This is a genomic window from Cedecea sp. P7760 (assembly GCF_013386425.1).
In the GTDB taxonomy this organism is placed as follows: domain Bacteria; phylum Pseudomonadota; class Gammaproteobacteria; order Enterobacterales; family Enterobacteriaceae; genus Cedecea; species Cedecea selenatireducens.
The window spans coordinates 75,859-94,583 of the sequence record NZ_JACARU010000030.1; the positions used below are offsets into that span (position 1 = coordinate 75,859).

Below are 18,725 nucleotides of genomic sequence, written 5' to 3' on the forward strand. Positions count from 1 at the left end.
GGGCAAGATGAGTATTTCATTTGTACGGATTGACGACCGGGTGATCCACGGTCAGTTGATCACCCGATGGGCAAAAGAGCTGCCCTGTGACGGTATCGTGGCCATTGATGACGCCGTCGCAGCCGATCCGCTGCTTTCCTCAGTGATGAAAGGCGCGGTACAGGATACCAAAGTCTGGCTGTTCGATACCGCCACCGCCATTGAGAAGCTGCCGAAAATCATCGCCAGCGAAAAGCGCTATTTCGTGATTGGCAAGTCACCGGTCACGCTTCAGCGCATCGAGCAGGCGGGCGTCAGCCTGCAAAACGCTAACCGTAAAATTAACGTTGGGCCGATGAGCGCCCGCGCCAACACCACCACTATTGGGCCAAACCAGGCGGTCAGCGGAGAAGAAGCTTCGGCATTCGACTATTTGGCAGAGCGTGGGCATCAGATTGAGTTTCGCCTGGTGCCGGACGCAAGCTGCTATAGCTGGCAGGACGCCCGTCAAAAAATAAAATAAGGAGTGCATCATGGCTTTTGAAGCTGCGTTAATCGGCATTCTCTGTTACCTCGGTGCGCTCAGCAGCCCCTGGCTGCTCGGGCTCACCGGCGGCTGGTATCTGATTACCCGCCCGCTGGTTTCAGGCATGCTGGTGGGGTTTATCCTTGGCGATGTGCAAACCGGGATTATCATCGGCGTGGCCGTGCAGGCGGTCTACATTGCGATGGTAACCCCCGGAGGATCGATGCCGGCAGACCTTAACTTTGTCGCCTTCCCGGCGATTGCGCTGGGGATCTTATCGAATAAAGGGCCGGAAGTGGCCGTAGCGCTTGCCGCGACCATCGGCATTGCGGGCACGGTACTGTTTAACGCCATGCTGGTGCTGAACTCGTGGTGGAACCATCGGGCGGACATTGCACTGGAGAAAGGTGATGAGCGCGGTATTTACCTCAACAGCGCCATCTGGCCCCAGGCCACCAACTTCCTGATGCGCTTTGTGCCGACCTTCATCGCCGTCTATTTTGGCGCACAGTACATCAATGGATTTATGGATAGCCTGCCACACGTCGTGCTATCGACGATGAACGTGCTCGGCGGCATTCTGCCTGCGGTAGGCATCGCCATTCTGTTGAAGCAAATCATCAAAAACTACAGCATGCTGATCTACTTCCTGGTGGGCTTTATCTGCATCGTTTTCCTGAAGCTGAATATGGTGGCGCTGGTTATCGTCGGCAGCCTTTTAGCCCTAATCCATTACAACTACAAGCCAGAGCCACAGCCAGCAAATACGGCGAAACCGGCCGATGACGAGGATGAATTCTGATGGAAGATCGCAAACTCACCCGCCAGGATCTGCGCCGCTGCTGGCGCAGCTGGATGATGTATAACCTTTCTTCAATGAGCTTCGAACGCCTGGAATCCTTCGGCTTTTGCCTGAGTATGCTGCCCGTGGCGAAAAAGCTTTATCCGGATCTTCAGCAGCGTAAGGAGATGCTCAAACGGCATGCGTCGTTTTACAACACGGAACCGCAGCTGGGCGCTATCGTTAACGGCATGGTCCTGGGTCTGGAAGAGAAACGCGCCAACGGAGAACCTATCGACGGTGAAACCATCAACACCCTGAAAGTGGGGCTGATGGGGCCGGTCGCAGGGATTGGCGACTCCATGATTCCCGGTATGCTGATTCCTATCCTGTTAAGCATCGGGATGGCGCTGGCGGCAGGCGGCAATATTCTTGGACCGCTGTTCTACTGCGTGGCCTGGCTGGCAATCATTGTTCCCGGCTCGTGGTTCCTGTTCCTTAAAGGCTACCGGATGGGCTCAACGTCGGTTGAGATGCTGGTCAGCAGTAAATCAAACCGGCTGCGCGAAGCGCTTTCTCTGCTCGGCGTATTTGTGATGGGCGGCGTGGCTGCGAGCTACGTCAAATTAGGTACCGGGCTGGAGTTCATCACTAAAGACGGCGTGAATATCCATTTACAGCAAATGCTGGACGGTATTTTCCCGCAGCTTTTACCGCTGGTGGTGGTACTGGGGACCTGGTATTTGATGGCAAAACGTGGCCTGTCGCCGGTTAAGGCAATGTTGATGCTGCTGGTTATTGCGGCTCTTGGTGTCGCGGTTGGATTATTTGCAGCTTAACGTTACCCCCCTCCTCCGCACGGAGGAGGGGGTCATTTTCAAGGGTGATAATTCACCCACTTCTCGGCAACCATTCCCGGTTTTGAAATAAACTGAAAACGAGCCGGATCGTCCACAAATTGCTGATATAGCGGCTCATCTGTAATCCCAAACTCCCGATATTTACGCGGGGAGGTCGTGTGCAGGCGACCCGGCATATAATGTCGGTTATGCTGCCAGGCAACGTGCTCATCCTGCAAAATCGGATACCACGCCAGCCCCTTGTAGGCCCGCACCGCCTCATATTCAAAACCGTATTCCCTGTCGCACCACGCCCCAAACGTTAAAGGCTCGTGCGGCGAAGCAGAAACGGTGGCATGGGCCCAGCCGGGTGGCACCAGCACCTTATCGCCAGCTTCAGCCAATATTGCAAAGCAACGGCCCGGATCGTCGGCCACAAACTCCTGCATATAGATAATCGCCTTCCCCTGCCAGATTTCATACAGTTCGGGCGGCGACCAGCCGCTGTGAGCGCTGACCCGATGAATATGCCCCTGGCTGCGAATGGGTTCTTCGCCCAAACGCCCGGATGCATAGGTCACCACGCCAAAAAGCAACATTCGCTTCTTCAGTTCGGCAATATCACTTATCCGGGCGACGTCCATTGCAATCGCATACACCTGTTCCGGCCCTGTACATTCAGGATCCCGCAGAGAAGCTCGGATTTGATCCAGCGTGCGGATTTCAGGCAAAGGCCCCAGCGTTTCTTCGCCATAGCTGAACCCCATAGGCTGATGATGAATCAGCATATCCAGGCCGTATTTTTTTACGCTGTCAGTCATGGCTAGCCTCCGCGCGCCAGCCAGTGCCGTCGGTCTTGATCCTGACGGAAAATCCGTCCGACAGAGCGGCGTAATCATGCCCGGCAACCGTTGGCCAAACAGCAAGAGCGGAAAGAATTTCGCCGCCCGTATTGATGAGCCGGTGCGCTGTATACCCGGGAATGATATGCACGGATCCGGCGGTAACTATCTCGACCCGGGCTTCACCTCGTTCGTTTTGCAGTAGCAATAATCCGCAGCCGCGCAGGCCGAAATAGACTTCGCCCTGCTCCCGGCGCGCATGAAAATGGCCACGAGTCATAAAAAACTCATCGCCAACCCGGCCTGGGTGTACGTGAGTCACGCCGGTAAAAAGCGCACCTTCGCAAGTTTCAGTTTGCAGAACGTCAACATCATAGACAGCCTGGCCAGGCTCACATCGTTGCCAGCTTTTTGTGTCGGCAAAAACGCCAGCCAGCGCGGCTATATCGGTGGTTTTGCGGATAACGGGGCCATTTTTCAGCGCGCCCGTTTGCCATGCCACATGGGGTGGCACGAGAGTAGAAAGTGTCATGTTTATCTCCGGCCCGAGGAGAACAACTTCATCGACACACTAACAGATTAATCGATTAACCTGAAGACGAATGAACAAGCTTGCGAACGCAATCACACTCCTGGAACCGGAAGGCAGAGCTTCACCGAAATATCCCTATGCTGGCTTGTTTAGTGCATCCACTCAAGGCGCCAGCGCCAGCACCTCAGAGACCCACGCCTGAAAACCGGGAACGTCGATATCCAACGCAACCTGAGCGTTTGCCGGGCGCTCCAGGCGATGCTCCAGGTCCACAACCGTGGTTCCGCTGGTATAAGTCCCGTGCGTTTCCACCGCAACGAAACAAGGGTAAGTTTGAAACAGTTCGGGTTTAACCAGCCACGCAATGGCGGTCAAATCATGCATTCGCAGCCCGGTTTCCATGCTGCCGCTGCGGTAATGACTGAATAGCGCATGCAGCATTTTCCCGGTGCGATTCAGCTCTGGCAGGCGAGCCAGGTACTCAGGGGAAAGTATGGCCCGGCTGGTAACGTCCAGCCCGCACATGACTATCTCCAGGCCGCTCTCAAAAACACGGGCCGCGGCTTCAGGATCGATAGCGATGTTGAATTCGGCGGTCGGCGTAAAGTTCCCTCGCCCCGCAGATCCGCCCATCATAACCACACGCTTAATGCGCGCCTTGCACTCCGGGTACTGAGTCAGCAGCAAAGCGACGTTGGTCAGCGGGCCAATGGTGACCAAAGTAACCGACTCATCGCTGTTTATCAGGCAATCGTACATAGCCTGAAATGCGGGCACCGGCAGCGCATGACGAGACGTTTCGGTAAAGACATAACCTTCCATCCCCGATTCGCCGTGCACGTAGGCAGCATCCCGCAATGGACGCAGCAGCGGTACCGAAGCGCCCCTGGCAACCGGCGTATCTTTTTGCCAAAACTCCAGCAGCTGCAGCGCATTCCGCGTGGTTTTCTCCACCGACACATTCCCGGCGACGGTGGCGATCAGTTTCAAATCCAGCTGGGGTGCAAACAGGGCCGCCGCGAGGGCAACCGCATCGTCGATACCGGGATCGGTATCAAGAATAATCGGGGTTCTGGTCATGCTTTTCTCCATAAAAAATGCCAGCGGGCATACACCAGCTGGCATCTTCTCATAAACGTAAATCGACGACGCTAGTCTACTTCACGGATGTCGACCCGCAGCTCACGCGGCACTTCAAACACGATGTTCTCTTCGCGCCCGGTCAGCTCCTGGGCTTCACTGCCGCCCAGCTCACGCAGGCGGGTAATGACGTTCTGCACCAGCACGTCCGGCGCAGAAGCCCCGGCGGTAACGCCGACGCAATTTGCCTCTTTTACCCAGGATTCCTGGATATCCGCGGCGTCATCAATCAGGTAGGCCGCCTTCCCCATTCGCTGTGCCAGTTCGGCAAGGCGGTTGGAGTTAGAGGAGTTTTTAGATCCTACTACCAGCACCACATCGGCTTCACTGGCTAGCGCACGCACCGCTTCCTGGCGGTTAGTGGTGGCATAGCAAATGTCGTCTTTACGCGGGCCGATGATTTTCGGGAAGCGCTTGCGCAGGGCGTCAATCACGTCCGAAGTATCGTCCACGGAAAGCGTAGTCTGGGTCATAAACGACAGATTACTTTCGTCTTTAACCTCAAGCGTCAAGACATCATCCGGCGACTCAACCAGGTACATTCCGCCTTTCGGATTGCTGTACTGACCCATGGTGCCTTCGACTTCCGGGTGGCCGGCATGGCCAATCAGAATCGACTCTTCGCCGCGACGGCTGGCACGCGCCACTTCCATATGCACTTTGGTCACCAGCGGACAGGTGGCATCGAAGACCGTCAGCTCGCGGCTTTTGGCTTCGTTACGCACCGCCTGAGAAACGCCGTGCGCCGAAAAGATCAGGATCGCGCCGTCCGGCACTTCGCTGATCTGCTCGATGAAAATCGCCCCACGCTCGCGCAGGCTGTCCACCACGTAGCGGTTATGCACAACTTCGTGGCGAACGTAGATTGGCGCGCCGTAAATCTGCAGCGCGTTTTCGACAATGCTGATAGCGCGGTCGACCCCAGCACAAAAGCCTCTGGGATTAGCCAACAGGATCTGCATTCAACGCCTCCAGTACCGGATTAACTTCCAGTACTTCAATATCAAAATGGATAGTCTGCCCGGCAAGCGGATGGTTAAAGTCCACGGTTATCGAATCGCCGTTAACTTCACGCACCACGCCCGGCATTTCGCTGCCATCCATTGCGGTAAAAAGCATAATCGCACCCGGCTCAGGCTCGCCCGCCTCGACAAACTCACGGCGCGAAAAGTACTGAATCATATCCGGGCTTGGAATGCCAAAGGCCGACTCTGGTGCCAGCGAGAACGCTTTTTTATCACCAGCCTTCAGGCCAACCAGCTGATCTTCCATGCCAGGGGACAGTGTCTCATCCCCAAGGCGGAACAGCGCAGGCTTACCGTTCGCGCGGGTTGACTCCGCTGTGGAGCCATCCTCAAGCTTTAGCGTGAAATGCACTAGCACCGCGCTGTTGGTTTGTACGGACTCAGCCATGGATTACCCTTTTTGCTTTGCGGGCTTGTCGGAGGAGACAAAGAAGCCCTCCAGCACAATCAGCGCCGCGCCGATACAGATTGCGGTATCGGCCAGATTGAAGGTGGCAAAGTGCCAGTCGCCAACGTAGAAATCGATCATGTCGACGACAAAGCCGTGCCACAAGCGATCGAACAGATTGCCGAGCGCACCGCCAATGATTAACGCATAGGCGATGTTATTCAGCTTCTGGCTCGCTTTAGCGCGATACATCATCCACACCAGCGCCACGCAGATACCGATCGCGATCCCCGCGAAGAACCAGCGCTGCCAGCCGCCTTTGTCGGCCAGGAAGCTAAATGCGGCGCCATAGTTACGGGCGTAGTGCAAATTCAGGGAAGGGAACAGTGGCACCGTATCCCCCAGCATGAAGTGCTGGAGGATCAGGTATTTACTGCCCAGATCCACAATCAGAACTACCACCACCAGCCACAGCCAGCACAACCCGGTAGAGAAAATTGGTTTCATCAAGCAAACTTACGTTGTTCGCCGTCGCCGGCTACGTTGCTGACACAGCGGCCGCAGATTTCTGCGTGTTCCGCTACCTGACCGATATCCGTGGTGTAATGCCAGCAGCGCGGGCACTTCTCACCGTCGGCTTTACGCAAGGCAACTTTCAGCCCCTTGAGGATTTCGCTCTGCTGAGCGTCATCGCTCGCCTGCGCATAATCGGCAACGGCAGCGGCCGAGGTCAACAGGACAAATCGCAATTCATCGCTCAGGCTGTTCAGCTTCGCCGCCAGCTCAGCGTCAGCGTACAGGGTGACTGCCGCTTCCAGAGAACCGCCGATGCGCTTATCAGCACGAGCCTGCTCGATGACCTTGTTCACTTCGCCACGCACGGTCAGCAGAGTATCCCAGAACTCATTGTTCATCCCTTCGCTTTCCGCCAGGCCAAACAGACCTTCGTACCACTCGCCGGTGAACACATACTTCTCGCGCGCACCCGGCAGGAAGCCCCAGATTTCGTCGGCGGTGAAGGACATGATCGGCGCCATCCAGCGCACCAGCGCTTCAGAGATGTGATACAGCGCGGTCTGGCAGCTGCGACGAGCTACGCTGTCGGCCTTCGCGGTGTACTGACGATCCTTGATGATGTCGAGGTAGAACGAGCCCATTTCGACGGAGCAGAAGCGCATCAGACGCTGCACCACTTCGTGGAAATCGTAGTTTTCGTAAGAGGCGAGAATATCCGCCTGAGCTTCTTTCGCGCAGCCAACGGCCCAGCGATCCAGCACCACCATATCTTCTGGTTTCACCATGTCGGTTTCAGGGTTGAAGCCGCTCAGGTTTGCCAGCAGGAAGCGCGCGGTGTTACGGATACGACGATAAGCGTCAGCGGAACGTTTCAGAATCTCGTCAGAAACTGCCATTTCACCGGTGTAATCGGTAGACGCCACCCACAGACGCAGAATATCCGCGCCGAGCTTGTTCATCACGTCCTGCGGGCTAACGGTGTTGCCGATAGACTTGGACATCTTACGGCCCTGACCATCAACGGTGAAGCCGTGGGTCAGTACCTGGCGGTAAGGCGCTTTGCCTTTCATCGCCGTGGAGATCATCAGGGAGGACATGAACCAGCCGCGATGCTGATCGGAACCTTCCAGGTACATATCCGCAGAATGGCCGTTAAATTCAGGACGCGCATCAACTACAGAGTAGTTGGTTGAACCGGAGTCAAACCAAACGTCCAGGGTGTCAGGCACTTTCACGTAGTTGTCGGCGTCGTCACCCATGATGTCGCGCGGGTCGAGATCCCACCACGCCTGGATGCCGTCCTGCTCAACGCGCTTAGCCACTTCTTCCATCAGCTCAAGCGAGCGTGGGTGCAGTTCTTCGGTGTCTTTATGCACGAACAGAGACATCGGCACGCCCCAGGTACGCTGACGTGAGATACACCAGTCTGGGCGGTTCGCCACCATGGATTCGATACGAGCCTGGCCCCAGTCAGGGATCCACTGCACGCCTTTGATCTCTTTCAGGGACTGCGCGCGCAGGCCTTTCTGATCCATGCTGATAAACCACTGCGGCGTTGCACGGAAGATGATCGGCGTTTTGTGGCGCCAGCAGTGCGGATAGCTGTGCAGCAGTTTTTCAACGTGCAGCAGAGCGCCTTTATCACGCAGGATGTTCACGATCAGGTCATTAGCTTTGAATACCTGAACGCCGTCCAGGCCTTCGTAGGTACCCGGCAGATAGCTGCCGTCCGGGCCAACCGGGTTAGCGATTTCCAGGCCGTATTTCTGGCTGATGGTGTAGTCGTCCGGGCCGTGGCCACCGGCGGTATGTACCGCCCCGGTACCCGCATCCAGGGTAACGTGGTCGCCAAGAATGGCCGGAACGTCAAAGCCCATGAACGGATGCTTAAAGCGCAGCAGCTCAAGCTCAGCGCCTTTTACGGTGCCGAGGATCTGGTAATCGGTCACGCCAGCGCGCTTCAGCACGCTTTCCATCAGGTCCTTCGCCACGATCAGCGCCTGGCCTTCAATCTGCACCAGCACGTAGTCAAACTCAGCGCCCAGGGAGATAGCGCGGTTAGCCGGCAGGGTCCACGGCGTGGTGGTCCAGATAAGCAGGGAGACCGGGCCATTGACGGCTGAGGCACCAAACTTAGCTTTGACCGCATCGACATCTACAGCGTTGAACGTCACGTCGATAGACGGGGACGTTTTGTCGTAATACTCGACTTCCGCTTCCGCCAGCGCGGAACGGCAGTCAACGCACCAGTGAACCGGCTTAGCCCCTTTGTGCAGGTGGCCGTTGCCGATGATTTTACCCAGCGCACGAATGATGTTGGCTTCGGTGTTGAAGTCCATGGTCAGGTATGGACGAGACCAGTCGCCCAGCACGCCCAGGCGGATGAAGTCTTCGCGCTGGCCATTAACCTGCTCGGCGGCATATTTGCGGCACGCGGCACGGAACTCAGCGGCGGACACTTTCTCACCCGGCTTGCCGATCAGTTGCTCAACTTTCAGCTCGATTGGCAGGCCGTGACAGTCCCAGCCCGGCACGTACGGAGAGTCGAAGCCGGAGAGCCCTTTGGACTTAATGATAATATCTTTCAGAATCTTGTTAACTGAGTGACCAATGTGAATGCTACCGTTCGCATAAGGAGGGCCATCATGCAAAATAAAGGTTTTTTTGCCTTTTTTCGCATTACGGATGATGCCGTACAGATCGTCATCATTCCAACGCGCCAGCATACCCGGTTCGCGCTTGGCTAAATCGCCGCGCATCGGGAACCCTGTTTCAGGCAAATTTAGGGTAGATTTAAAGTCACTCATTAGATTCTCGGTTCCGTATTTCGGTTAGCCTTTCAGGCATTTGACTCAAAAAATTCTCGGGCTGATACCACATCTCTGGCGATTTGCGCCTTCAGCTCATCGAGTGAAGCAAATCGCTGCTCATTACGTATCTTTTTACGCAGCACTACTTCTATATGGCGACCATAAAGGTCCATTACAACGTCCAATAAATGGACTTCAAGCTGCTGGCGTATTCCCGCCACCGTAGGGCGAGTGCCAATGTTTGCCACGCCGGCAATCGGCTTTTCGCCGAGGCCTGAGACTTCAACCGCATAAACCCCTTTCACCGGGGAGACATGGCGGCGCAGCGGCAGGTTCGCCGTTGGGAAACCAATCGTGCGGCCCAGTTCATCACCGTGCACTACGCGACCGGAGATCATGAACGGATGCCCCAACAGGCTTTCGGCCTGCGGCAGGTCGTCATCGGCCAGCGCCTGACGCACCGCAGTACTGCTGATGCGCACGCCCCCCTCACAAAACGTTTGGGTGCTGGTGATGTCAAAACCGTATTCGCGGCCAGCCTTCTGTAATAACAAGAAATCCCCCTGGCGACCAGCGCCAAAGCGGAAATCATCGCCGACCGCGAGGAATTTCACCCCGAGACGGTCAACCAGAAGATCGCTGACAAAGTTTTGCGCGCTCAACGCGGCGAAACGACGGTCGAAGCGAACGCACAGAACATAGTCCACGCCACACTCGGCCAAATAACGCAGCTTTTCTCGCAGACGAGTCAGGCGAGCTGGTGCCTTTTCCGGTGCAAACAATTCGAGCGGCTGAGGCTCGAAAATCATGACCATCACAGGGAGATTGCGCGCACGCCCCTCTTCACACAGGCCCTTTAACAGTGCCTGATGGCCACGATGTACGCCGTCGAAGTTACCAATGGTGAGTACACACCCGTGGTGCTCCCGGCGCAGATTATGTATACCGCGTATCAGCTTCATGGCTGGCTCAAAACAGTGGAAATTGGCGGATTATACCAACTACCGCGATTAAGGTTAACCGACGATTACCGCCTTTAACGTAAAGCTTGAATGAATTCATTGTACTGGGAAGGGCTTTGCACCCGCTTCGCATTTGTCTTGACGAATTTTGATGCGAAAGACTGTATTCCCAAGCCTGATGCTGGTAGAATCCGCGCCATCACACGTAAGAGGTGTCGGAAATTTAACGACGCTTATTTGCACAAATCCATTGACAAAAGAAGGCTAACGGGGCATATTCCTCGGCCTTTGAATTGTCCACATAGATCATATTTGGGAGTTGGACCTTGGCTAATATCAAATCAGCTAAGAAACGTGCTGTACAGTCTGAAAAGGCTCGTAAGCACAACGCAAGCCGTCGCTCTATGATGCGTACTTTCATCAAGAAAGTATACGCAGCGATTGAAACTGGCGATAAAGCTGCTGCACAGAAAGCATTTAACGAAATGCAACCAATCGTGGACCGTCAGGCTGCTAAAGGTCTGATCCACAAAAACAAAGCTGCGCGTCATAAAGCAAACCTGACTGCGCAAATCAACAAACTGGCTTAATCGCCTTTTTGCTGTGAGCTTTGATAAAAAAACCGGCTAACGCCGGTTTTTTTATGCCTGTCATTCAGTCAACTTTGAAGAGCGCCGAATAATCCTTGCTGCAGATGCGCTGCACGGCGGGATGCTGAATCATACGCTCAGCAAAAATGGCGTGGTACTCCTCCAGCACGTTATCCATTCTGCCTATCTCGACGATGTTGTCACCGCTGTAGATGTCCTGCGTGTACAGCGTCGGAGCAACAAAGATAGCGTTGTGCGCGGCACCAAACGCTTTCATCAATGCGGCATCATCAAACTCGCCCAGAATCTCAATCTTCAGCCCCTGAATGTTAATCCAGTTGAGAAGCTTGCGCCCGAGCATGGAGCGGCGCCCGGGAATAAGTAGACGGCGTGTTTCAAGGCAGGCAGGGAAAGACTGCTCCGGCGCAGGCCCCTTGCACCAGAAGCTGATACCGCACTCGCCGAGCTTCACCGAAAACAGCCCTTCCTGCTGAGTCGAGTCTATCGGGCAGTCCGAAATGATCATATCCAGCTTATGCTGGCTCAGCTGCTCGAGCAGCATTTCATGGGTAGATTCAAAGCAGCGCAGGTGAATCTGCTCATCCCCAACGACCGCTGCGTCCAGCACGCCGCTGACCAGGCGCTTGGACAACGCATCCGCGACGCCAACATCAAACAGGATATTGGCCTCTTTACGGTAGTTAACGATATCCAGCATTTCCTGGCTTAGGGTAAACATTCTGTCGGCATAGCGGAACACCAGTTGCCCCAGCTCGGAAGGCACAAGCCCCCTTCCCTGACGACGGAATAGCTTGCCCTGCAGGCGCTCTTCAAGCGCTTTAATCTGCCCGGTGATGGTTTGCGGGGTCAGGAACAGTGCCTCAGCGGCACCGACGACTGACCCTTCTTTGCACACGTGCCAGAAATAATAAAGATGGTTGTAATTGATATGGGACATGCCCTTCACTCCCTGAGAGTTAATCCATTATCGGGTCATCTGACGATGACCCGGCAGCCAGTACCGTCATGAAGCAGCCTTAGGCAACCGTGCTTTTAGCATGGTAAAACCTACGACCGCGGAAAGTAACGATCCCAGCAAAATCCCCAGCTTCGCCCAGGTAATAAGCTCCGCATCCACGTCGCCAAATGCCAGCGAGGCGATAAAAATCGACATCGTAAAACCAATGCCGCACAGCACGCCCACCGCCATAATATCCCTGAAGCTTGTGCCCTCCGGCAGCGAGGCAAGCTTCAGTTTGAGCGCCAGCCAGCAGAACAGGCTAATGCCCAGCGGCTTGCCGATAAACAGTCCGGCAATAATGCCGAGCGGTAGCAGAGACGTCAGCCCCTCCAGCGTCACCCCGTTGAGCGAAACCCCGGCGTTGGCAAAGGCAAACAGCGGCAGGATCAGGAAAGCAACCCAGGGGTGTAGCACATGCTCCAGCTCCTGAGCGGGCGAGCGCCCTTTCTGCTCTTTTAGCGGGATGAAGAAGCCAATAATGACTCCCGCCAGCGTAGCGTGCACGCCTGATTTTAATACCGCCGTCCAAAGTATAATGCCAACCAGGATGTAGACGCCTGTACGGCGAACGTTAAACAGGTTCAGCAGCGCCAGGACAACGATGGCCGCCGCCGCAACGCCCAACGACATCATCGAGAGATCGTGGGTATAAAACAGCGCGATAATCACAATCGCCCCAAGGTCATCGATAATCGCCAATGCCATCAGGAAGACCTTCAACGCCAGCGGAACTCGGTTGCCCAGCAACGCCAGGATCCCCAAAGCAAACGCGATATCCGTTGCCGCCGGGATAGCCCAGCCTTCACGCGTGACAGGATCAGCATAGTTGAAAACCAGGTAAAGCAGAGCCGGCACGACCATCCCACCCAGGGCGGCAATGACCGGAAACGAAGCCTGACGACGATCGGCTAGCGAACCGATCACCATCTCCCGCTTCACCTCCAGACCTATCATCAGGAAGAAAATCGCCATCAGGGCATCGTTCACCCACAGCAGCAGATTTTTACTGATATCCAACGGCCCAATTCTCACCTCAACGGGCGTGGCGAGAAATGCCTCGTAACCGGCGCTGGTTGCTCCCATGTTCGCCAGCAGCATCGCCAGCACGGCGGCAACAATCAAAAAAATACCGCCAGCGGCATCATTCTGAAAAAAGCGTTGCAGATTTTTAGTCATTATTTCACCTAACTCTCTAAGTAGCCGATTCATCCTGAACACTAATATGGTAGCCAGCATAGCGATAATGACACATCGTTAAAAACAGCTTATATGGCAAATAATGATCGTTAAAACCGATCAATTGCGGCAGGCATAAAAAAACCTGAACCGAATGAAGCAGTTCAGGTTTTTGCAGTATTGCAGCCGGAAGAAATTAGCGGGTCAAATCGTCAAAGAATTTCTTCACGCCGTCGAAGAAGCTCTTCGAGCGCGGGCTGTTATTCGCCCCGGTTGGGCCACCGAAGCTCTCTTCCAGGTCACGCAGCAGCTTTTTCTGCTTTTCGTTCAGGCTAACCGGCGTCTCTACAACCACACGGCACAGCAGGTCGCCCTGCGCACCGCCGCGTACAGACTTCACGCCTTTACCGCGCATTCTGAACAGCTTACCGGTTTGCGTTTCGCCCGGCACCTTCAAGTTAACCCGACCGTCCAGAGTTGGGACTTCAATTTCCCCACCCAGCGCAGCCATAGCAAAGTTGATCGGCACTTCGCAGTACAGGTTATTGCCTTCACGTTCGAAGATTGGGTGCTGTTTCACCTGAACCTGAACGTACAGATCGCCTGACGGCGCACCGTGTTCACCCGCTTCGCCTTCGCCCGACAGACGAATACGGTCGCCGGTATCCACGCCAGCCGGGATTTTCACCGACAGCGTTTTGGTTTTCTCTACGCGACCGTGGCCGTGACAGCTGTTGCACGGATCTTTAATGATGGTGCCGCGGCCCTGACAGTGCGGGCAGCTTTGCTGCACGGTGAAGAAGCCCTGACGCATCTGCACCTGGCCCTGTCCGTGACAGGTTGGACAGGTCTGCGGAGAAGAACCTTTTTTCGCGCCGCTGCCGTGGCAAACGTCACACTCTTCCAGCGTCGGGATACGGATCTCTTTGGTGACGCCACGAACCGCTTCTTCAAGCGTTAAGTCCATGTTGTAGCGCAGGTCCGCGCCACGAGACGCACGTTGACGGCGTCCGCCACCAAAAATGTCGCCAAATACGTCGCCAAAGATATCGCTGAAGTCCGCACCGCCGCCGCCAAAGCCGCCACCGCCGCCCATGCCGCCCTGCTCAAACGCGGCGTGGCCATACTGATCGTAGGCCGCACGTTTTTGATCGTCGGTAAGGATTTCGTAGGCTTCTTTGATCTCTTTAAACTTCGCCTCGGCCTCTTTATCGCCCTGGTTACGGTCCGGATGGAACTTCATCGCCAGGCGCTTGTAAGCCTTTTTGATTTCACGCTCTTCCGCTGATTTCGGAACGCCTAAAACCTCGTAATAGTCTCTCTTCGCCATCTCTTTTTTCTGCCCTTAACATACGAGCACGGGCGTGGAGTAAACTCCGCGCCCGTGCCGGTTAATTACCCTGCATCAGGGCGATTATTTTTTATCTTTAACTTCTTCGAACTCGGCATCAACAACATCGTCGTCTTTGCCGGCGTTGGCGTGGCCTGCATCTGCGGCATTGCCAGCCTGCTGTTCAGCGTGCTGCTGCTGAGCCAGTTCCATCAGCTTCTGGGAAACTTCAGCCAGCGCCTGGATTTTGGCTTCGATATCCGCTTTGTCTTCGCCTTTCAGGGACGCTTCCAGCGCGCTCAGCGCAGACTCGATAGCAGTTTTGTCGTCAGCCGGCAGTTTGTCGCCTGCTTCTTCAACCTGCTTACGGGTGCTGTGCAGCAGATGGTCACCCTGGTTGCGGGTCTGAACCAGCTCTTCGAACTTACGGTCAGCTTCGGCGTTAGCTTCTGCATCACGAACCATTTTCTGGATTTCGTCTTCGTTCAGACCAGAAGATGCCTTGATGGTGATCTTCTGCTCTTTACCGCTGTTTTTGTCTTTTGCAGAAACGTGCAGGATACCGTCAGCATCGATGTCGAAGGTGACTTCGATCTGTGGCATACCGCGCGGTGCCGCGCTGATCCCGTCCAGGTTGAACTGACCCAGTGATTTGTTATCGGATGCGCGTTTACGCTCACCCTGAATCACGTGGATGGTTACCGCAGACTGGTTGTCTTCAGCGGTAGAGAACACCTGGCTGTGCTTGGTCGGGATCGTGGTGTTTTTGTTAATGAGTGCAGTCATCACGCCGCCCATGGTTTCGATACCCAGAGACAGAGGGGTAACGTCCAGCAGCAATACGTCTTTCACTTCACCCGTCAGAACACCACCCTGAACCGCTGCACCGATAGCAACAGCTTCATCCGGGTTAACGTCTTTACGCGGCTCTTTACCGAAGAACTCAGCAACTTTTTTCTGCACCATTGGCATACGAGTCTGACCGCCGACCAGGATAACGTCCTGGATATCGGAAACGGACAGGCCAGCATCCTGCAGGGCAACTTTCAGCGGCTCGATAGAACGGTTTACCAGGTCTTCAACCAAGGATTCCAGTTTCGCACGAGTCACTTTGATGTTCATGTGTTTTGGACCGGTCGCGTCTGCAGTGATGTACGGCAGGTTCACGTCGGTCTGCTGTGCAGAAGAAAGCTCGATTTTCGCTTTTTCTGCCGCTTCTTTCAGGCGCTGCATGGCCAGCGGATCGTTACGCAGGTCAATGCCCTGATCTTTCTTAAACTCGTCAACGAGGTAGTTGATCATGCGGCTGTCGAAGTCTTCACCACCCAGGTGGGTATCACCGTTGGTTGCCAGAACTTCGAAGGTTTTTTCGCCATCAACTTCGTCGATTTCGATAATAGAGATATCGAAAGTACCACCACCGAGGTCGTAAACCGCGATAGTACGGTTGCCAACTTCTTTATCCAGACCGTAAGCCAGCGCGGCTGCGGTTGGTTCGTTGATGATACGTTTGACTTCCAGACCCGCGATACGGCCGGCGTCTTTGGTTGCCTGACGCTGAGCATCGTTGAAGTATGCAGGTACGGTGATAACAGCTTCGGTTACCGGCTCACCCAGGTAATCTTCAGCAGTTTTCTTCATTTTCTTCAGCACTTCTGCAGAGATCTGCGGCGGTGCCATTTTCTGACCTTTTACATCAATCCATGCGTCGCCGTTGTCAGCGCCGATGATTTTGTAAGGCATGATGGCTTCATCACGCTGCACTTCTTCATCCTGGAAGCGGCGGCCAATCAGGCGTTTGATCGCAAACAGAGTGTTTTGCGGGTTAGTCACTGCCTGACGTTTAGCCGGCTGACCTACCAGGATTTCGCCGTCCTGAGTGTAAGCAATGATAGAAGGCGTGGTGCGGTCGCCCTCGGCGTTCTCCAGCACACGAGCAGTTGTACCATCCATAATCGCGACACAAGAGTTGGTTGTCCCCAGGTCGATACCAATAATTTTACCCATCTAAACGTCTCCACTAAAAATTCGTCATCATGTGGTTGTGAACCTGTTATGCGGGCAAAAGCATCTGTTTCAACTGCCCGAAGCGTTTTTTTTCAGGTCCGCCAACTGCGGTTGCATACAAGATGGGGTCGCAACGCCTGCCATCAAGGGGCAGGTGAAAAAAAATTTTCTGCTTTCCCCCCGCTCAGATCATAGACGGCGACGTGCAGCCTGATTATTATGCCGCGCCCGCAACCGGACTCCCGGCTGCGTGGCATTAATTGACATTACATTTCAGATGAATTTTTCAGAGGAACTATGGGCAACACTAAGTTGGCTAATCCAGCTCCCCTGGGCTTAATGGGCTTCGGCATGACCACCATTTTGCTCAACCTGCATAACGCAGGTATTTTTGGTTTTGACGTTACTATCCTCGCGATGGGGATTTTCTACGGTGGGATCGCGCAAATCTTCGCGGGCCTGCTGGAGTTTAAAAAAGGGAACACTTTCGGTTTAACCGCCTTCACCTCTTACGGCTCTTTCTGGCTGACGCTGGTGGCGATTCTGCTGATGCCTAAAATGGGCCTGAGTGATGCGGCCAACGGCCACTTCCTCGGCGCGTACCTGGGCCTGTGGGGCGTATTCACGCTGTTCATGTTCTTCGGCACCCTGAAAGCGCCACGCATGCTGCAGTTCGTGTTTGCCAGCCTGACCGTGCTGTTTGCCCTGCTGGCGATTGGCCACCTGGCAGATAACGAAGCTATCGTTAAGGTTGCTGGCTGGATTGGCCTGGTTTGTGGCGCAAGCGCTATCTACCTCGCAATGGGTGAAGTGCTGAACGAGCAGTTTGGCCGCACCGTGCTGCCAATCGGCGAAAAACACTGATCTTCCTTTAGTGGAAAGTAAAACGCGGAGCCCTGCTCCGCGTTTTTTTTATTCAGGATTGCGTCAGCGCCCCTTTTTCTATCTTATCCTGATGATGAATATCTTTTCTTAGCCAAATCCCCATCACCAACCCCACGATAGCCAGCGCCAGCACGTACCAGGCCGGTGCCATTGGCGAAACGCCCATCAGCATGGTCACCGCAATTGGCGTCAGGCCGCCGAAAATGGCATACGACAGATTGTAAGAGAACGATATGCCGGTAAAACGCACCTGCGCCGGGAACGCACGTACCATAACAAACGGCACCGCACCCACCACGCCCACGCTCAGCCCGACCAGGCCATACAGCAGGAACAGATGCTCAGGGTGAGTCCCGCTCAGGTGATAAAACATCCAGCTGCAAACGGCAAGCAGGAAACTGCCTACGGTAAAGGTCTTCCCCGCGCCGAAGCGATCGGCCGCCAGCCCTGCCAGCAGGCAGCCAACGCACAGCATAATCGTCGCGATACTGTTCGCCTGCAGCGTCAGGGCTGGCGCAATACCGTGCTGTTTTTGCAGCCAGATGGGGGACATCAAAATGACGACCACGATGCAGGCGGAAAGCAGCCAGGTCAGCAGCATTGAAACCACCACCGCTTTTTTATGGCCAACTATCACCGATTTGAGCGGCAGCTCTTCGGCCAGCGCCTTGCGCTGCTGCATTTCGAGGAAAACAGGCGTTTCACGCAGCCAGCGGCGCAGGTACATCGCCACCAGGCCGAAAATCCCGCCCAGGAAGAAAGGAATACGCCAGCCGCCATCGTGAATAGCCTGCTGAGTCATTGAGGTATTGATGATGGTTGCCACTACAGAACCCAGCAGAATCCCGACGGTCAGCCCCATCGTTAAGATACCGCAGGCAATACCGATGCGCTTTTCCGGAACGTGTTCGGAAACGAACACCCAGGCTCCAGGGACTTCTCCCCCAATTGCCGCACCCTGCAGGATACGCATCAGCAATAACAGCAACGGAGCCGCAATCCCTAACGACGCATAGGTCGGCAACAGGCCGATAGCCAGCGTCGGAACAGCCATCAGCAGAATGCTGAGGGTAAACATCTTTTTGCGCCCCACCAGATCGCCAAAATGCGCCATGACGACACCGCCCAGAGGACGCACGAGATAGCCCGCAGCAAAGATGGCGAACGTTTGCACCTGGCGCAGCCACTCGGGGATGTCAGCCGGGAAGAAAAGCTCTCCCAATACGGCCGCAAAGAAGACGAAAATGATGAAGTCGTAGAATTCGAGGGCACCGCCGAGGGCGGCAAGCGTCAGGGTTTTATAGTCCTGGCGATTAAGAGGTCTGGCGTGCTGTTTTGACATAGGGGACCGCTTGTAAAGAGGAGTGTTAATTATT

The 18,725-nt window shown here is 55.0% G+C and carries 18 protein-coding genes; 5 read left to right on the top strand and 13 right to left on the bottom strand.

Annotation, left to right across the window (positions count from 1 at the left end):
* Positions 1 to 7 precede the first annotated feature (7 nt).
* Genes HX778_RS12710 through HX778_RS12720 form a run of 3 tightly spaced genes read left to right on the top strand, consistent with a single transcriptional unit; the run spans position 8 to position 2,125 of the window.
* A complete protein-coding gene (locus HX778_RS12710; protein WP_038475675.1) occupies positions 8 to 502 on the top strand; it encodes a PTS sugar transporter subunit IIB in 495 nt (164 codons plus the stop codon).
* Positions 503 to 512: 10 nt separating this feature from the next.
* A complete protein-coding gene (locus tag HX778_RS12715; protein WP_038475677.1) occupies positions 513 to 1,307 on the top strand; it encodes a PTS sugar transporter subunit IIC in 795 nt (264 codons plus the stop codon).
* Complete coding sequence (locus tag HX778_RS12720) at positions 1,307 to 2,125, top strand: PTS system mannose/fructose/sorbose family transporter subunit IID (protein WP_038475679.1); 819 nt, start codon at positions 1,307 to 1,309, stop codon at positions 2,123 to 2,125. Before HX778_RS12715 ends, HX778_RS12720 begins: the two co-directional genes overlap by 1 nt.
* Before the next feature lie 38 nt (positions 2,126 to 2,163).
* Here HX778_RS12720 and HX778_RS12725 read toward each other — a convergent pair whose 3' ends face one another.
* The 8 genes from HX778_RS12725 to ribF all read right to left on the bottom strand — a co-directional run bounded on the left by HX778_RS12725 (position 2,164) and on the right by ribF (position 10,340).
* Positions 2,164 to 2,946, bottom strand: coding sequence for a glucose-6-phosphate isomerase family protein (locus HX778_RS12725; protein ID WP_176982194.1), 783 nt, complete (start codon positions 2,944 to 2,946; stop codon positions 2,164 to 2,166).
* Positions 2,939 to 3,499 carry a glucose-6-phosphate isomerase family protein gene (locus HX778_RS12730; RefSeq protein ID WP_176982195.1) on the bottom strand — a complete coding sequence of 187 codons (561 nt, stop codon included), beginning with the start codon at positions 3,497 to 3,499 and terminating at the stop codon, positions 2,939 to 2,941. The genes HX778_RS12725 and HX778_RS12730 overlap by 8 nt, the downstream gene beginning before the upstream one ends.
* Positions 3,500 to 3,661: 162 nt before the next feature.
* On the bottom strand, positions 3,662 to 4,579 hold the full coding sequence (rihC, locus tag HX778_RS12735) for a ribonucleoside hydrolase RihC (protein WP_176982196.1): 918 nt from the start codon (positions 4,577 to 4,579) through the stop codon (positions 3,662 to 3,664).
* Positions 4,580 to 4,650: 71 nt separating this feature from the next.
* On the bottom strand, positions 4,651 to 5,601 hold the full coding sequence (gene ispH, locus HX778_RS12740; RefSeq protein WP_038475685.1) for a 4-hydroxy-3-methylbut-2-enyl diphosphate reductase: 951 nt from the start codon (positions 5,599 to 5,601) through the stop codon (positions 4,651 to 4,653).
* Entirely contained in the window at positions 5,582 to 6,052 is a 471-nt protein-coding gene (fkpB, locus tag HX778_RS12745) for an FKBP-type peptidyl-prolyl cis-trans isomerase (protein ID WP_038475687.1), read from the bottom strand. Before fkpB ends, ispH begins: the two co-directional genes overlap by 20 nt.
* Before the next feature lie 3 nt (positions 6,053 to 6,055).
* Complete coding sequence (gene lspA / locus HX778_RS12750) at positions 6,056 to 6,559, bottom strand: signal peptidase II (RefSeq protein WP_038475688.1); 504 nt, start codon at positions 6,557 to 6,559, stop codon at positions 6,056 to 6,058.
* Positions 6,559 to 9,375, bottom strand: a complete 2,817-nt coding sequence (gene ileS / locus HX778_RS12755; protein WP_176982197.1) for an isoleucine--tRNA ligase — start codon at positions 9,373 to 9,375, stop codon at positions 6,559 to 6,561. Before ileS ends, lspA begins: the two co-directional genes overlap by 1 nt.
* A gap of 32 nt (positions 9,376 to 9,407) precedes the next feature.
* Positions 9,408 to 10,340 carry a bifunctional riboflavin kinase/FAD synthetase gene (gene ribF / locus HX778_RS12760; RefSeq protein WP_038475692.1) on the bottom strand — a complete coding sequence of 311 codons (933 nt, stop codon included), beginning with the start codon at positions 10,338 to 10,340 and terminating at the stop codon, positions 9,408 to 9,410.
* Positions 10,341 to 10,666: 326 nt separating this feature from the next.
* On the opposite strand from ribF, the gene rpsT reads away from it, so the two are divergent.
* Complete coding sequence (gene rpsT / locus HX778_RS12765; protein WP_008461694.1) at positions 10,667 to 10,930, top strand: 30S ribosomal protein S20; 264 nt, start codon at positions 10,667 to 10,669, stop codon at positions 10,928 to 10,930.
* Positions 10,931 to 10,994: 64 nt separating this feature from the next.
* Here rpsT and nhaR read toward each other — a convergent pair whose 3' ends face one another.
* The 4 genes from nhaR to dnaK form a co-directional block, all read right to left on the bottom strand.
* Positions 10,995 to 11,888 (bottom strand): transcriptional activator NhaR, encoded by an 894-nt coding sequence (gene nhaR, locus HX778_RS12770; RefSeq protein ID WP_176982198.1) that lies wholly within the window; start codon positions 11,886 to 11,888, stop codon positions 10,995 to 10,997.
* 66 nt (positions 11,889 to 11,954) lie between these two features.
* Positions 11,955 to 13,127: a Na+/H+ antiporter NhaA gene (nhaA, locus tag HX778_RS12775; protein ID WP_038475696.1), complete on the bottom strand. Its 1,173-nt coding sequence runs from the start codon at positions 13,125 to 13,127 to the stop codon at positions 11,955 to 11,957.
* Positions 13,128 to 13,323: 196 nt separating this feature from the next.
* Positions 13,324 to 14,457 (bottom strand): molecular chaperone DnaJ, encoded by a 1,134-nt coding sequence (gene dnaJ / locus HX778_RS12780; protein ID WP_038475698.1) that lies wholly within the window; start codon positions 14,455 to 14,457, stop codon positions 13,324 to 13,326.
* A gap of 84 nt (positions 14,458 to 14,541) precedes the next feature.
* The gene (gene dnaK, locus HX778_RS12785; RefSeq protein WP_176982199.1) at positions 14,542 to 16,464 is read right to left on the bottom strand and encodes a molecular chaperone DnaK; all 1,923 of its coding nucleotides are present in this window, start codon (positions 16,462 to 16,464) and stop codon (positions 14,542 to 14,544) included.
* A gap of 297 nt (positions 16,465 to 16,761) precedes the next feature.
* Between dnaK and satP the strand changes: the two genes are divergently transcribed.
* The gene (gene satP / locus HX778_RS12790; protein ID WP_038475702.1) at positions 16,762 to 17,328 is read left to right on the top strand and encodes an acetate uptake transporter; all 567 of its coding nucleotides are present in this window, start codon (positions 16,762 to 16,764) and stop codon (positions 17,326 to 17,328) included.
* Between the two features lie 52 nt (positions 17,329 to 17,380).
* On the opposite strand, the gene HX778_RS12795 is transcribed toward satP, so the two are convergent.
* Positions 17,381 to 18,691, bottom strand: coding sequence for an MFS transporter (locus tag HX778_RS12795; protein ID WP_038482963.1), 1,311 nt, complete (start codon positions 18,689 to 18,691; stop codon positions 17,381 to 17,383).
* Positions 18,692 to 18,725 lie beyond the last annotated feature (34 nt).